We start from the raw sequence: 13,598 nt of genomic DNA, 5'->3' as shown, positions 1-13,598 counted from the left end.
TCGGGACCTTGCTCGACCTGTTGCGATATTGCTCGAAATCGCGACAGGTCGAAATTTAGCCTCGCCGATAGTGGCTCGGCGGCAGGCCGGTCTCCCGACGGAAGACCTGGGCGAAGTGGCTCGGGCTCGAATAGCCGACAGACATGCCAATCTCGATGATGCTGGTATCCGTCTCCTGCAGGAGAAGCTGTGCCCGGGCAACACGCTGGCGAATGAAGTAGCGCGAGGGCGAGAGCCCGGTCGCCTTCTTGAACAAACGACTAAAATGAAATTCGCTCATGCCGACCGTCTCAGCCAACTGGGCGAGATTGAACGGCTCGGCTAGATGTTCCTCCAGGTGGGCCACGGCCCGACGGAGCTTAAAGCCAGGGAGCGCGTTCTGCCGATCGTCGGTAGCTTCACTCGCCGCGTAATTCCGGATCAGGTGCACGGCAAGGGACTGGGCGAGGCCCTGAATGAACAGCTGGCTCCCTTTCCCTTCAGACGTCAACTCCTGATGGATTAACGCAAGAATGTGTGACAGCTGCGTGTCCTTGCCCCCGGAAATGTCGCGAAGTGCAGGAGGGGCGGCGCAGCCCAGCACGTCGTAGGCGACACGCTCGAACACCGGAACGGAGAGATAAAGGTGCATGACCTGGAAGGGCGCTTCTCCGATTGCGCGCCAGCGCATCTCGTAGGGCGTGGGGGAGCGGGTCAGAAAGAAATCCCCGACCGTGACCGTGTTGGCGACCCAGTCGCCGTCAAGGTCACGTTCCTCAACGACGGCTTCGCCCGACATCACCCAAACGATTAGTGGCTCTGCGACAGCGGGAACGAGAAAGGGTTCCTGCTTATTGAGACGTGAATAGACCTGCACGAACATGTCATTCCACGCCGGACTATCGCCACTAACAAGCGTGCGACCGGCTATATACTGTTCAAGCCCGAGCGGGGACGTCCGCTCGGGCCTTGCAATGACCTCTTCCAGTTCGGGCGCGAGTGCCGCTGGATAAATGGGCTTTCCAGCAACAGCTGGGATTGAGGACAAAACGTTTTGACGGGACGGTTCGATATCTGCCAATGCGGACCCTCTCTTGAAACGATAGCTGCCTGCGTTGCCTAACGGTTCAATGGAAGTTGTCCCGGTTCACATCTCCGCCCACAACCATCACCAATGATGCAAGGCAGCATTTGGTTTCGTGCGACAGGAAGACAAGGCCGGTTTCGTCCGACTTTTGAGGCAGATGAAATCCGCATCAAGTCGAATGTCAGTATCTCCGGGTTCGTGGCACCATTCGCAAAACTTCCAAACACATTTTTTTGAGAAGCGACGGCAAGGTAGCATCAAACGCAAGGTGAAACGAGAGAATCGTCACACTGCCAAAGGGCTGGAACCCAACGCCTCAGTTCATCACGAAGCGTTGTCAGCAGCCTGCTTTTCGTTGAATAACGAGATACGGTCATGGGCAATCAGCAGAGCTTTTTCGATCAATGGATAGCCAGCATAGGGAATGACGTTGAAGAGGGTCTCGATAATTTCTTCCCGGGTGGCCCCGAGATTGAGAGCTGCATCGACATGGACGCCCAGCGGCTTTTCCGCCGCGATAGTTCCCTGGGCGGCGAGAGCAGAGATTGCACCCAGCTCGCGTCCCTTGGGGTCAAGCGCTGAGCGGGAAAAGATATCACCGTAGCAATGCGCAACAATAAGCCTACCCAGACCAGGAGCAATATCCTTGAAGCTGTCGACCACATCAGCGCCGGATCCTCCTGATGTTGCGGCAAGTGTTGCGGCCCCGCTCATGAAGCGCTTCTCATCATCTTTGGTGGTCTGGACTCTTTTCTGGGTATTCGCTTGTGGTCGTTCGGAAGCCGCCAGGACATTGTTCGCTCTGCCGGCAGCGTTGAGCGCTGCAGGGAACCCGGAATAGACGCTCAGTTGGATAACCATTTCGACAATGTCGCTGTGGGTTGCGCCCGTAGCCAAAGCCGAAGCGATGTGGGCGTCGAAACTCGCCCCCACCTTCCCCCTCGCCCCGAGCATTGCAGCGGACGCGAGATGGGCCAGCCTCGGCTCCAGGTGCACGGCGCAGAAGATCTCTTCGTCAAGGACCTGTTCGCGCCACTTCAGGAACTCGGGCGCAACTCGATCAAGGACAGCGAGACGGTCGGAGGAGATATCCGGGATGGCAGGTGATGCCTGAGCCTCCGTGGCATTATTGGTTTCGCCCCGGTCGGCGAGAATATCGCGGACGATGGGAACGGCGTTGATCGCCGTCGGAAACCCGATAAGACCCGCGGAAATAAACAACAGGTCGACAACATCATCGGGGGTTCCCCCGGCATTCAATAATCCGTTGAGGTGAAAAGACAGCTGAGATTGCGCCGATCCGTGGGCCAGCAACGTGGCCGTGGTCAGAATCTGGCGTGTTCGCAGATCAAGACCATCCCGCGATAGCACATCACCATAGGGATATTGGATGGTGAACCGCGCCAGATCTTCCGAGAAACGCGCTAGCTGGCTTACCGGCCCTCCAAAATTCTCACCTCCGATCTGTTTGAGAACGGCAAGACCACGAAGGTGTTTTTGTCTGTCTTCTGGCGAGGCCAAATTCACGAGCTGCTCTTCGATGTTACTCATTATCATAGCTTTCTTTTGATCTGGTTTTCACGGGCACAGATGTTCCCATCGAGTGAAAGAATTGGACCACGCCGGCATTCGCTATGCCGACGTGGTGTCCAGACTACGGCTTGCGATAGAGAACCATTCCCGCGTGGTACAGGACGCCATCGACGAAATCGCCGTCGGCAGTAAAGCCGGTGTCGTCCCAGTACTCGATGTGATCTCCCGACACCTCGTATCGTCCTTGATAGGCACTTTCGCGTCGGCCACGGGCCTCGTCGTAGCGGCCGTTCGGAAGCAACTGGTGCCGGATGCGGCCGTCTGCGGTCTGCCACATGCCGACATAAGGGTGTGAAGGCGTTGCGGTCGTCATTGTGCCGCCTCCGTCTTGCCCAGGAAAGACTGAATGGTCTCGGGTTCGACGACCCAGGCGTAGTTCAGTTCGTGCCGGATCTTCCATTTGCCACCAGTGCATTCCCAGCCCAGCTGCGAGCGGCCATCAAAAGCGATCACCTTGCCGTCAAAACGATCAATGCGGCCAACGAAGCCAAGAGTCGTCGAAGCAACTGTGTCGCCGACGATTGCGTCATGGCCTCCGGTCAATCCGTGGCGAACGGATCGGGCGGCGTTCTGCAATGCCTCCCAGTTGGCGCCGTAGCGAGCCGAATTGTCAAAGAGCTGTGTGCTACCAGGCGCAAAATTGTCGTAGAAAACCCCCTTGGTGTTTTCCAGGTCGTAATATTTGTTCAGCTTTTCTGCGAACACGAATTTACCATCGCCTTCATGACGCTCCCAGCCCTTCATGATCCAGTCGGCATGGAGCCCGAGAGGAGCCTCGGCGCCTTCCCGGGGGCACGTGCTATCCTGTGCAGCGACAGGTCCGGCGCAGATCCCCAGAACCAATGCTGCTGCGAGCGTGATCTTGATGTTCGTCATTGGAATATCTCCTTCGATGATCGTTGTTTGTTGCCTGCCGTGCTGTGCGAGATGCGTTTGTCGGCCACGAGCAATAGGTAGACAAATTTGATTGTCGCTTGTATTCCCTTTCCGCTAACGTGATTGGTTAGCAGGATGCGACAATGACAATTGACCTAAACTTGGTGCCAGTGTTTCTGGCGGTCGCCGAAGAGGGGAACTTCAGGGCCGCGGCCGACCGGCTGGGGGTTACACGCTCGGCCGTAAGCCAGGGCATCCGCCGGCTCGAGGATATCTGCGGCATCGCGCTCGTCAGCCGCACGACCCGTAGTGTGCGGCTGACCGAGGCGGGCAACCGCTTCCGCGAAACACTGTCCCAACCAATGGCAGAGGTCAGATCTGCGTTCGAGAATGTAGCGGGTGACGCAAGACCGAGCGGCTTGCTGCGGATCGCGGTGACATCGATTGCCGAACAGTTTTTGTCCGGCCCGCTGATCGCGTCCTTCGCTGAAGCCCATCCCCGCATCACGATCGACGTCACGGTGACCGACGACGTCTTTGACATTGTAGCTGCCGGCTTCGATGCGGGGGTCCGGCTGGGTGATGTGATCGAGCAGGACATGGTCGCGGTGCCACTGACGAAAGAAGAGCGAGAAGTGGTCGTCGCGACGCCGCAATACTTCGAGGTCCACGGAATGCCCCGCCATCCTCGGGACCTCGTACGTCATCGCTGTATCGGTTGGCGACCGTCTCCCAGTGCTGCGCCGTACCGGTGGGAGTTCGAGGAGGATGGCCTACCTCTCGACGTCGCCGTTGAGCCGCAAATCACCACCAACGATCTGTATCTGATGATCCGGACTGCGCTCGCTGGCGGCGGTATTACATTTGCGCTGGAAGAGACGTTTCGTTCCTACATCGAACGAGGCGAGCTGATCACAGCGCTAGAGGACTATTTGCCCCCGTTTCCAGGGTTTTTCCTTTACTTCCCCAACCGCCGCAATATGGCGCCCAAGCTGCGAGCGCTCATTGACCACGTTCGTGCATTCAAACCGCCGTCATCCTAGCCGTCAGTCAACAGGGCACACTGGGTTTTGTGCCTCTGGTTGGACACGTATAATGCCCAGCTATTCGCTAATTCGGCCGGCCCGAACCACGCCAAGGTGGCGCAGATTGGTGAGAATGGACACGCGGCTCCAGAATGTCGAAAGCGGCAAGGCCCGCGGCGAAAACGACGTTCGTCACGATCGAAGAAGAGGCTGGCGTGCAGCCTCTTCACGGATTCGCATGTTTCGCCGTATTAGAGCCGGCTGTCAGACCTTAAGCGTAGTTGATGGGCAGCCAGTCATAATTCGTGCTGTCTTTGCGGACATGGCCAATGCCCGGAAAGGCGATATGCGCGCCTGCCACCAGATATTTGCCCTCCACCGCCTGCTTGAACGCAGTGTCCCGTGCAAGCACAGCGGCTTTCTGGTCGATATCGAATTCGATCGCGACTCCGGGTTCATCGAACTGCAGGATCTCGCCATGGGTGATGTCACCCCAGAATACAATCTTCTGGCCTTCGCTCTCCAGTGTGATGGCACTGTGGCCCGGCGTATGTCCCGCATAAAGAATGGAACCAAGACCGGGAACAGGCGCTGCGTTATCCGCGAAGGTTTCGAATTTTCCGGCTTCCACGTATGGCCTCACGCACTGATCCGCCTCGCCAAAATGCTGCTTGACGATGCCTGTCGCCGCCTTGGCGTTTGCCGCATTCAGCCAGAATTTTGCCTCTCGTTCATTGACCCGCAAGGTGGCGTTCGAGAAGGTGCGTTTGCCTTTGCTCATCAACCCGCCGGAGTGATCGGTATGAATATGGGTGAGAACGACGTCGTCGATCTCATCCAGCTTGTAACCGGATGCCTCAATGTTCGAAGCGAGCCTGCCGAGTGAGGGGCCTAGATAGGTACCGGTGCCTGCGTCAATCAGCACCAGTCTTTCGCCGGTGTTGACGAGGAACGCGTTGACGGAAGTTGGTACCAGTTCGGGCAGAAAGGCATCATTCAAAGCGTCCTGCGCGTGGTGTTCGCTCGTGTTTGTGTAGAGCTTGGCGAGCGGCAGGGCGATGGTGCCGTCCGACAGGGCTGTGACCTCTACGGAGCCGATCTTCAGCCGGTAGAAACCCGGTGAAGGAACAGGGGCAAAAGGTGCCTTGGCGAAGACGATTGATGGTGCCACGAAGGGTGCTGTGACGAGGCCGGTGAGAGCGCTTTTGAGAATGGAACGACGGGATGGCACCGGTTTGCTCCTTATGTGAGGGTGCGGAACGACTTGCAAGTTCCTGAACATCAGCTAACGATGCCTCAGTCAGCAATCAAATCGATACCGTTCATGCAAGTCATCGATCATTTCAATCTTCGTTCATTCGACCTCAATCTTCTTGTCGCTTTCGACGCGATGATGGAAGAGATGAGCGTCACCCGGGCAGCCCAGCGGCTGAAAATTCAGCAGCCTGCGATGAGCCACAACATAGCGACCCTGCGCACGCTGTTTCAGGATGAGCTTTTCATCCGTGTCGGTCAGGTGATGAAGCCCACGGCACGGGCGCTCAATTTGTCCGGCCCGGTACGGCAGGCTCTGCGGCAGGCGCAGGCGGCCGTGTTGATGGCGGATGCATTCGATCCAGCCACCGAGCAACGCACATTCCGGCTGGGGCTTTCCAGCGAGGTGGAACTGCTATTGCTGCCCGATCTGACGGCGCGGTTGCGGGATATCGCGCCGGGCATCCGTATTCTCGCCCGCGGTGGTGATGCGCAGGAGGTCGACGCGATGCTGGATGCGGGCGTCATCGATCTTTCCGTGGGGTGCAGTTATCTGCCGGACTCACGGCACCTTTGCGAGCCGCTGTATCAGTCCAGCGTATTGTGCTGTTTCAATCCCCAATTGCTGAAGCTTTCCAATCCGGTGAATCTTGATGCTTATATGGCCGCTCAACACGCGGTGATTTCGCAGACTGACAGTCTGCATGGCTGCGTCAAGGATGCGCTAGAGCATGCAGGTGCAGAACTGGAAGTCGTGGCGGCAGCTCCCGATTTCATGTCGATATTGGCCACCGCGCGTTCATCTGCAGTGATTGCCACCGTATCGTCGCGCATCGCGCTTCGTTATGGGCCGCTGTTAGGACTTGAGGTCAGCCCGGTGCCATTGGCACTTTCTTTTCCACCCGTGGCAATGGTTTGGCCGCTCCACACGGACAGTGATCTCGGCTGCGCATGGCTGCGGCAGCAAATCCGTGAGGCGATACTGGGGACGAACGGGAGCAACGGTGCGGATATTGCAGCGTGATTCCATAAAGACCAGCGTGCCTTTGATGGCCTCGCCTTGAAGCGATTAGAACCGCCGATCACAGCCAATCCACGATTCGCACGAAAGCGCCTTCTGCCAAAGAGCGCCACGATGACCCAGGGGACGAAGGGGATGGCCTCCAAGACGACGAATTCCGGCAGCTATCCGTCTGCGATTTTTTAACGCGCGACGCGGCGGCCATCAACTGGCCGGCCCGATTTAACTCCAGCCTTGGATCGAACCGGCTGCACGCTGCTTTTCCTTGATTTTCTCCGGAAGAAAAGGAGGGCCACCAAAATGACGAATACGACAACGAGGTAACCGGAACTGTCTCCGCTCTTGCTCCCACTTCGGTTTGCGACGGGGATGGCGGGAGCCGGCGACGACACTTGCGGCGAAAGGCTCACAGGCTCGGAAGAAAGGACCTCAGGCTTTGGATCGACCGAAGGCATGATGGGTACCGCAACCACATCCGCCGGCAGCGCGGCAGGCTGCGCATCGGCATTCGAACTAGGAAACAGCGCCTTCAGCGAATCCTGGGTCACGACGCCGGAAGGCGCCAGCCGATGGGCACGCTGAAATCCCTTGAGTGCGGCGACCGATTTCGATCCCCAGATCCCGTCTGGCGTGCCCGCGTCGAAACCCTGATCGGCGAGCGCCTTCTGGACGTCGCGGACCGGCCTGATTTCGGCGTAGGCCTGCCCTGTCGAGATCGCGCACAACATGCACACAACCACCGATGCCGAGAATTTCGCCTTGATTTCCATGTCACTCATCCCCCGAGACGGGTGACTATACACCGCTGGGTTGACGCGCCAATGCTCTCGGCCCTCCCGCAACACTATCCTGTTGGCGCAAAGTCCAAAAAAAGTCGGTATCAACTTCGGCGTTCAGATTCAGGAATCATCGCAACCAATCTATGCTATCACCTTCTGGTTGCTCCTCAGGATGACACAAGTGAACCTGGACATCGCGCCGATCTTCCGGCCCTACCTTGATGAAGCCATAGCGCGCTTCTCCTATCTGCATCCCGAGGTGGCCGTCACCACCACGGAGGGCGGCGTCGAGGTGAGCAGTTCCGACCTCGATCTGATCGCCGCATTTCGGCATACGCTTTATCGCCAGAAGATCCATCGTGAGACCGATATGCTTCGCCGGGCAGTCATCGAAAGACTGCTGCGATGACCGTGATGCCGCTGAAGTTCCGGCCGATCAGCACGGAAGGCTTCATCTTTTGCGATGACGCCGGAGGATTCTTTCGTTCCAACGAGACGTTTCTCGATCGCTACGTCGAGGACAGGCTGGCGCCCGGCGATGAGGCTTTTCTCAAGATGAACGGGCATGCTTTCGAAAAGAGCGGCGACCTCGCCTATAGTGCCTTCGCCTACCGATGGGCCAAGCGTCTGCACGCCCCTTCCGAGCTCGACTACCTCATTCTCGTGCCCACACTGCGCTGCAATCTCTCCTGCGCCTACTGCCAGGTCAGCCGTGTCAACGAAGACACCCCCGGACATGATTGGGATGAGGCAACGCTCAATGCCGTCCTCGGCTTCCTCGACGGGCTCTCGACGAGAACGATCAAGATCGAATTCCAGGGCGGCGAGCCCCTCCTTCGACTGGACATTCTAAAGGAGGTCCGCGCCTTTGCGCGGCAGCGTTTCGAGAAGGCGCAATTCGTCGTCTGTACCAATCTTCAGGAGGTGAGCGAGGATGCCTGGGATTTCCTGTCGTCACAAGATACCTCCATCAGCACCTCGCTCGATCCTACAATCGACTTGCATCAACGACAGCGGACCGAAAGCGCTGCGACGACGCAACGGTTCCTCCGGCACCTGGCACGTGCGACGGACGCCTGGCCCGAGCGGGTATCAGCACTACCAACCTTCGACGTCGATGCCCTGCCCGATCCCTACGACGTCATCGACCTCTACTCGACCTTTGGCTTCCGGTCGATCTATCTACGCCCGGTCAATCATCAGGGCTTTGCCCGAAAACGCTTCCGCACAAAGGATGTCGCCGCTAGCTGGAGCGACTATGTCCGTCGGTTCATCATGTCCCTCATCGAACATAACGCGACATCGGAGCGGACCATAGAGGAGTTCTATTTCTCCCACTGTCTGCGGCGTGTCGTGCGCGGCGGTCATGACAATCATGTCGACCTCAGGAACCCCAATATCGTCGGCAGAAGTTATTTGGTGATTGACCACGACGGTTCGTTCTACCCGACCGACGAGGCGCGCATGATCAGCCGGCTCGGCCAGATCGATCTGCGCATGGGCGACGTCCGCGCGGGGCTGGATCGGACAATCGTCGATGTGCTGAATATGGAGGCGCTCAATCTCTTCGACGCAGACTGCGTGCACTGTCCCTATCAGGCCTTCTGCGGCGTCGACCTCATCGACGACCTCTCCAGACATGGGCGGATCGATCTGCCCCGCCACCAAACCGACTTCTGCCAGCGGCATACAGCCATCTTCGATCTCGTTTTCGAGCTGCTTTTTTCCGACGACCCGAAGGTGCGAAGATCGATCGGGCTATGGTCGGGCCTGGAGGAGATCGATCCGCTATTGACAAAGGTCCACTCATGATCGACCTGCGCATCAAGGTCGAGCCGCTTCCGATCGTCGATCCTCTCATCGTCAGACTTCGGAACATGGCAGACGATCTCGGGCCGAATGACGCTGTCCTAATCGGGACCGATGGAGCTCGGCGGGAATACGACTTCCAGGGCTTCTCGCTCACTCTGCATGCGGCGGATGGTGTCCCGCTCGACAACGACGTCATCATGGTTCTGCCGGGACAGGCAAGCGCCCGGCGGCTGATCAGGGCGGATTCGCAGCACAACACGTTTCTGATCACCGAGCAGTGCGACCAACTATGTATCATGTGCTCGCAGCCTCCGAAGAAGAACCATGTCGACCTGTTTGCGGAACTCGAGACCGCCGCCTCGCTCGCGCCGACGAATGCCTATATCGGCCTCTCGGGCGGCGAGCCTCTCCTTCACAAGAAGAAGCTCTTCGGCATGCTGCGGTCGCTGGCAAAAACCCGGCCCGACCTGAAATTCCATATCCTGTCGAACGGCCAGCATTTCGACGAAATGGACATCGCCACGCTCCAAGAGATCGGCCCCGAGCGCATCCTCTGGGGTATCCCGCTCTATGCGGCTGAGACAGAACTCCACGACGCCATCGTCAACAAGCAGGGTGCCTTCGACCGGCTCCTCCAATCCTTCGCTATCCTGTTCGAGGCAGGTGCCGCCATCGAGCTTCGAACGGTCGTGATGCAGCAGAATGACATCAACCTACCTGCGCTGGCCGGCTTCGTCGGCACCGCCCTGCCCTTCGTCGAACGCTGGGCCATCATGCAGCTCGAAAACATCGGTTTCGGCCGCATGAACTGGGATTTGAGCTTCAAGGACACCTCGACGGATTTCGACAATCTCGCGCGCGCCATCAATATCGCGACCGCAAGAGATGTGCCGGTCCAGCTCTATAATTTCCCGCTCTGCTCGGTCCCGGAGCGCTACCGCCACCTCGCGGCAGCGTCGATCTCCGACTGGAAGAACAGGCAGGAGCCCTTCTGCACAAATTGCTCCGCACGGCAGCGGTGCGGAGGCTTCTTCGAATGGTATGATCATAGCAAAGGTTTCAGGGGGCTGGGGCCGATATGAAACGACGCGTATTTCTCATCCCGTCGCTGTTGGCGGCAGGATTCCTGCCGGTAAAGACCGACGCCATGCCGCTTGATCCGATCGTCAAGAAGCCAGACCCGCATTCGATCCTCGAGCGGCTGAAGATCAGGCATCTTTATTCGCTGGCCGGCCACCGCTCCCATTCGAGCCACAGCTCGCACAGCTCCCATTCCAGCCATCGGTCGGGCAGTGGCGGAGGCTACCTGCCGAGCACGACCTATAGGAGCCCCTCCTACAGTGAACCCTCGCCACCGCCGCCACCTCGCTACACCGCGCCAACCTATTCCCCACCGGCAGCTCTGATTGCACCGCCTGCTCCTGTGCCGGCCACTCCGCAGCAGATGGCACCCGCGAAAACACTTCCCGGAAACTCGAACAAGTTCATGCGGATCGTCATCCAGGTGCAGTCGGGATTGACGGCCTACGGTTATTACGCTGGCGCCCTGACTGGTGTCGTCAATGAGGACACGCGCGCTGCGCTGAGCCAGATGCAGAAGGACAACAACCTCAAGATAACCGGCACGATAACGACAGAGGTCTTGAACGCATTTGGGATTGCAGCACAATAGCGATTGGAATGCCCTGCCGCTCTATGCGCAGCGCTTTTCCGACATAACGGCGATAGTAGTCAAGCCCCATTACAGCCATCATCGCCTTGTTTTTATTCTATTTATTTCGAGTCTAGATGCGTAAGCAATCGCGATCCCGACAAAAGGGGGATAAAGACAGGGCGCCGTATCTAGGTCATCGGGGCGACCTGCTTCTCCCTCGCCGCATTCAAAACGCAGATAAAACGCGTCGCTCACTTCTTATTACCATCGCATTGTTTTTGCTGAAAAAAATCGCCCCTCTCACCTGAGTGGACCGTGACGATAGGGGCGAATCTGATATAAGGGGGATAAAACGAGGAAACGAAATGCCTATCCATGATCCATGCGCTTTGCTCAACCGGTTGCTTCAAGAGCCGAACGAAAGTGGGTGGCTGGAATTCAAGGTCAATAACAAGGATCCGCGCGAGATTGGTGAGTATGTTTCCAGCCTCGCGAATTCAGCCATGCTGGCTGGGAGGGATCGTGCTTTCCTTGTCTTCGGCGTGGAGGACCGCTCGAAAGAACGGTGGGGACCGAACTCCGTTTGCAAAAGTTAAAGCAGGGGAACGAGGATTTTACAAATTGGCTGAGCCGGATGATCGAGCCGCGTGTCCTCATCGAGGTTCTGGATTTCTCGTGCGATGGCCTTGCCTATTCCGTCATTGCCATCGAACCGTCCTATGAACGGCCCGTAAAATTCAGCGGTGTGGAATTCATCCGGATTGGGGAGAACAAGAAAAAGCTCGCCGAGTTTCCGGAACATGAGCGGGCGCTGTGGATAGCGACCGGAGGCGCCGCTTCGAGACAGCCGTAGCTGCATCCAACGTGACCACGGAAGATGTTTTCGCGCTCCTGGATCCGGATCCTATGTTCGATTTGACCGGCGAGCCAAGGCCCAAGAACCAAGAAGAGGTGACCCGCAAGATGGCGGATCGAGGGTTTGTTCTGGATAATCTTGAGGGCCGGTTCGACATTACCAACCTCGGCGCCATCATGCTGGCCCGCGACGTCACGGCCTTTCCCTCCATCGCCGGGAAAGCCGTTCGCATCGTCAAATATACCGGCCGCGATAAATCTCGATCCGACTTCGAACAGGAAGGCAAGAAGGGCTACGGGCGATGTCACGTTGTTTCGTCAGTGATCGAAGAGGCTGTGGATCTGCGAAATCAGGCACGTGCGCCGGTCACGGCCTTCCACTGTGCCATGGCGCGGATTCGATGGATGTGGGTGGCAAGAGCTGAGCATATTTGAGGTGGTGCGACGAAGAGATTTCTGACTGCCGAAAAGATCGATACGAAGCGCTGCACGCCGCCGGCCGATCGAAATCCCTGCATCATCCGTTCTCGTTTTCGCAGCGGTAGGTGAGAGTTCTCCGCCCGGTTGTTGAGACCCTTGTGAGATCGATGTTCGACATCTGGCATGACTTCCCGCTTTGCCGCGCCGTACGAGCGCAGTTTGTCGGTGACGATGCGCTTCGGCATGAGACCTTGCTTCCTTAGCAGCCTGATCAGCAATCGCTTGGCGGCCTTGGTATCGCGGCGGGTCTGGACGATCTCATCGAGAACATAGCCATCCTGATCGACGGCGCGCCACAGCCAGTGCTTTCGTCCGGCGATGCAAATCACCACCTCATCCAGATGCCAGATGTCTACTCGCGAGGGCTTCTTGCGGCGCAGTTGCTTTGCATAGGTCGGACCGAATTTGCGGCCCCATCGCCGGATCGTTTCATACGACACAACAACCCCGCGCTCCAACAGCATCTCCTCAACCAGCCGCAGGCTCAAAGGGAACCGGAAATACAGCCAGACCGCGCGGGCGATGATCTGCGGCGGAAAGCGGTGGTTCTTGTAGCTGATGGTACGTTCGCTCATCCCCGCCCAGTTATCCGCGAACCGTTAAGCCACAGACAACGTGACATCGCCCATTGAAACCATAAGCGAAGCTGACCTTCGCTCGGTGGAAACCGAGTGGAAGCCAGTAACCAACGCGAAAATCAGAGAGCTCATGGCGCAGGGCCGGAGCCCCGCCGATTGGCCAGAAGGCTGGCATTGGAAATGGAGAGAGAAGGTAAGCGCGATCACCGGCTTGCTGGCTTTCCAAACGTTTGCGCTTCGCTGCGAAGGCAAGCTCCAGGGTTTGATGCAACTCAACACCGCACGCGGTCGCTGCCGTGTCCCAGAACAGGCAGGCAAGGATTTGGTCTATGTCGATTATGTCGAGACAGCTCCTTGGAACCGTAAAGCTATTGTTGGCACACCCCGTTTCGGCGGCGTCGGCACCATCATGATCCGCGCCGCGATTGAAATCAGTCGAGACCACGAGTTACGCGGTCGCATCGGCCTCCATTCTCTGCCGAGTGCGGAGGCCTTTTATGCGACTGCGTGCGGCATGACCGATCTTGGCCTCGACGGAACCTATGAAGGATTGAGATACTTTGAGATGACGTCGGCTCAGGCCGATGCCTTCTCAGGATAGGAAC

At 57.9% G+C, this 13,598-nt stretch carries 15 protein-coding genes and 1 pseudogene; 9 read left to right on the top strand and 7 right to left on the bottom strand.

Annotated elements, in window-relative coordinates; all coding sequences use genetic code 11:
- Positions 1-55: 55 nt before the first annotated feature.
- From EFB14_RS20255 to EFB14_RS20235, 4 genes are all read right to left on the bottom strand, one after another.
- Positions 56-1,060, bottom strand: coding sequence for an AraC family transcriptional regulator (locus tag EFB14_RS20255; protein WP_126828353.1), 1,005 nt, complete (start codon positions 1,058-1,060; stop codon positions 56-58).
- A 330-nt stretch (positions 1,061-1,390) separates the two neighbouring features.
- Complete coding sequence (locus EFB14_RS20245; RefSeq protein WP_245438265.1) at positions 1,391-2,617, bottom strand: carboxymuconolactone decarboxylase family protein; 1,227 nt, start codon at positions 2,615-2,617, stop codon at positions 1,391-1,393.
- A 103-nt stretch (positions 2,618-2,720) separates the two neighbouring features.
- Positions 2,721-2,972 carry an Atu4866 domain-containing protein gene (locus EFB14_RS20240; RefSeq protein WP_126828349.1) on the bottom strand — a complete coding sequence of 84 codons (252 nt, stop codon included), beginning with the start codon at positions 2,970-2,972 and terminating at the stop codon, positions 2,721-2,723.
- Positions 2,969-3,535, bottom strand: a complete 567-nt coding sequence (locus EFB14_RS20235) for an invasion associated locus B family protein (protein WP_164737553.1) — start codon at positions 3,533-3,535, stop codon at positions 2,969-2,971. Before EFB14_RS20235 ends, EFB14_RS20240 begins: the two co-directional genes overlap by 4 nt.
- 143 nt (positions 3,536-3,678) lie before the next feature.
- Here EFB14_RS20235 and EFB14_RS20230 point away from each other — a divergent pair, with 143 nt between their 5' ends.
- Complete coding sequence (locus EFB14_RS20230) at positions 3,679-4,578, top strand: LysR family transcriptional regulator (RefSeq protein WP_126828347.1); 900 nt, start codon at positions 3,679-3,681, stop codon at positions 4,576-4,578.
- 253 nt (positions 4,579-4,831) lie between these two features.
- Here the strand turns inward: EFB14_RS20230 and EFB14_RS20225 are convergent, their stop codons facing one another.
- Positions 4,832-5,791, bottom strand: coding sequence for an MBL fold metallo-hydrolase (locus EFB14_RS20225; protein WP_126828346.1), 960 nt, complete (start codon positions 5,789-5,791; stop codon positions 4,832-4,834).
- Positions 5,792-5,884: 93 nt separating this feature from the next.
- Here EFB14_RS20225 and EFB14_RS20220 point away from each other — a divergent pair, with 93 nt between their 5' ends.
- Complete coding sequence (locus EFB14_RS20220) at positions 5,885-6,838, top strand: LysR family transcriptional regulator (protein WP_126828344.1); 954 nt, start codon at positions 5,885-5,887, stop codon at positions 6,836-6,838.
- A gap of 179 nt (positions 6,839-7,017) precedes the next feature.
- On the opposite strand, the gene EFB14_RS20215 is transcribed toward EFB14_RS20220, so the two are convergent.
- Positions 7,018-7,605: a peptidoglycan-binding domain-containing protein gene (locus EFB14_RS20215; RefSeq protein ID WP_126828506.1), complete on the bottom strand. Its 588-nt coding sequence runs from the start codon at positions 7,603-7,605 to the stop codon at positions 7,018-7,020.
- A gap of 190 nt (positions 7,606-7,795) precedes the next feature.
- Here EFB14_RS20215 and EFB14_RS20210 point away from each other — a divergent pair, with 190 nt between their 5' ends.
- The 6 genes from EFB14_RS20210 (at position 7,796) to EFB14_RS33465 (ending at position 12,370) form a co-directional block, all read left to right on the top strand.
- Positions 7,796-8,023: a hypothetical protein gene (locus tag EFB14_RS20210; RefSeq protein ID WP_017996107.1), complete on the top strand. Its 228-nt coding sequence runs from the start codon at positions 7,796-7,798 to the stop codon at positions 8,021-8,023.
- The gene (gene hxsB / locus EFB14_RS20205) at positions 8,020-9,426 is read left to right on the top strand and encodes a His-Xaa-Ser system radical SAM maturase HxsB (protein ID WP_126828342.1); all 1,407 of its coding nucleotides are present in this window, start codon (positions 8,020-8,022) and stop codon (positions 9,424-9,426) included. Before EFB14_RS20210 ends, hxsB begins: the two co-directional genes overlap by 4 nt.
- Positions 9,423-10,508: a His-Xaa-Ser system radical SAM maturase HxsC gene (gene hxsC / locus EFB14_RS20200; RefSeq protein ID WP_126828340.1), complete on the top strand. Its 1,086-nt coding sequence runs from the start codon at positions 9,423-9,425 to the stop codon at positions 10,506-10,508. The genes hxsB and hxsC overlap by 4 nt, the downstream gene beginning before the upstream one ends.
- Entirely contained in the window at positions 10,505-11,098 is a 594-nt protein-coding gene (gene hxsA, locus EFB14_RS20195; RefSeq protein ID WP_126828338.1) for a His-Xaa-Ser repeat protein HxsA, read from the top strand. Before hxsC ends, hxsA begins: the two co-directional genes overlap by 4 nt.
- A gap of 547 nt (positions 11,099-11,645) precedes the next feature.
- Positions 11,646-11,933: an ATP-binding protein gene (locus EFB14_RS33470; protein WP_245438264.1), complete on the top strand. Its 288-nt coding sequence runs from the start codon at positions 11,646-11,648 to the stop codon at positions 11,931-11,933.
- 53 nt (positions 11,934-11,986) lie between these two features.
- The gene (locus tag EFB14_RS33465) at positions 11,987-12,370 is read left to right on the top strand and encodes a hypothetical protein (protein ID WP_245438263.1); all 384 of its coding nucleotides are present in this window, start codon (positions 11,987-11,989) and stop codon (positions 12,368-12,370) included.
- On the opposite strand, the pseudogene EFB14_RS20185 reads toward EFB14_RS33465, so the two are convergent.
- Positions 12,286-13,037, bottom strand: a pseudogene (locus tag EFB14_RS20185) (IS6 family transposase). The gene EFB14_RS33465 and the pseudogene EFB14_RS20185 overlap by 85 nt on opposite strands.
- Between EFB14_RS20185 and EFB14_RS20180 the strand changes: the two are divergent.
- Positions 13,031-13,594 (top strand): GNAT family N-acetyltransferase, encoded by a 564-nt coding sequence (locus EFB14_RS20180; RefSeq protein ID WP_126828334.1) that lies wholly within the window; start codon positions 13,031-13,033, stop codon positions 13,592-13,594. The pseudogene EFB14_RS20185 and the gene EFB14_RS20180 overlap by 7 nt on opposite strands.
- Positions 13,595-13,598: the final 4 nt, after the last annotated feature.

Source organism: Rhizobium fabae, from assembly GCF_003985135.1.
Lineage (GTDB): Bacteria > Pseudomonadota > Alphaproteobacteria > Rhizobiales > Rhizobiaceae > Rhizobium > Rhizobium pisi.
Note: the sequence above shows the minus strand (reverse complement) of the source record. Positions and strands in the feature narration are given on the sequence as shown.

Excerpts from the sequence above, each read along its gene's own strand:
- EFB14_RS20245 (WP_245438265.1), bottom strand. The coding sequence starts at position 2,617 with ATGAGTAACATCGAAGAGCAGCTCGTGAATTTGGCCTCGCCAGAAGAC.
- EFB14_RS20240 (WP_126828349.1), bottom strand. The coding sequence starts at position 2,972 with ATGACGACCGCAACGCCTTCACACCCTTATGTCGGCATGTGGCAGACC.
- EFB14_RS20235 (WP_164737553.1), bottom strand. The coding sequence starts at position 3,535 with ATGACGAACATCAAGATCACGCTCGCAGCAGCATTGGTTCTGGGGATC.
- EFB14_RS20230 (WP_126828347.1), top strand. The coding sequence starts at position 3,679 with ATGACAATTGACCTAAACTTGGTGCCAGTGTTTCTGGCGGTCGCCGAA.
- EFB14_RS20220 (WP_126828344.1), top strand. The coding sequence starts at position 5,885 with ATGCAAGTCATCGATCATTTCAATCTTCGTTCATTCGACCTCAATCTT.
- EFB14_RS20215 (WP_126828506.1), bottom strand. The coding sequence starts at position 7,605 with ATGGAAATCAAGGCGAAATTCTCGGCATCGGTGGTTGTGTGCATGTTG.
- hxsB (WP_126828342.1), top strand. The coding sequence starts at position 8,020 with ATGACCGTGATGCCGCTGAAGTTCCGGCCGATCAGCACGGAAGGCTTC.
- hxsC (WP_126828340.1), top strand. The coding sequence starts at position 9,423 with ATGATCGACCTGCGCATCAAGGTCGAGCCGCTTCCGATCGTCGATCCT.
- hxsA (WP_126828338.1), top strand. The coding sequence starts at position 10,505 with ATGAAACGACGCGTATTTCTCATCCCGTCGCTGTTGGCGGCAGGATTC.
- EFB14_RS33465 (WP_245438263.1), top strand. The coding sequence starts at position 11,987 with ATGTTCGATTTGACCGGCGAGCCAAGGCCCAAGAACCAAGAAGAGGTG.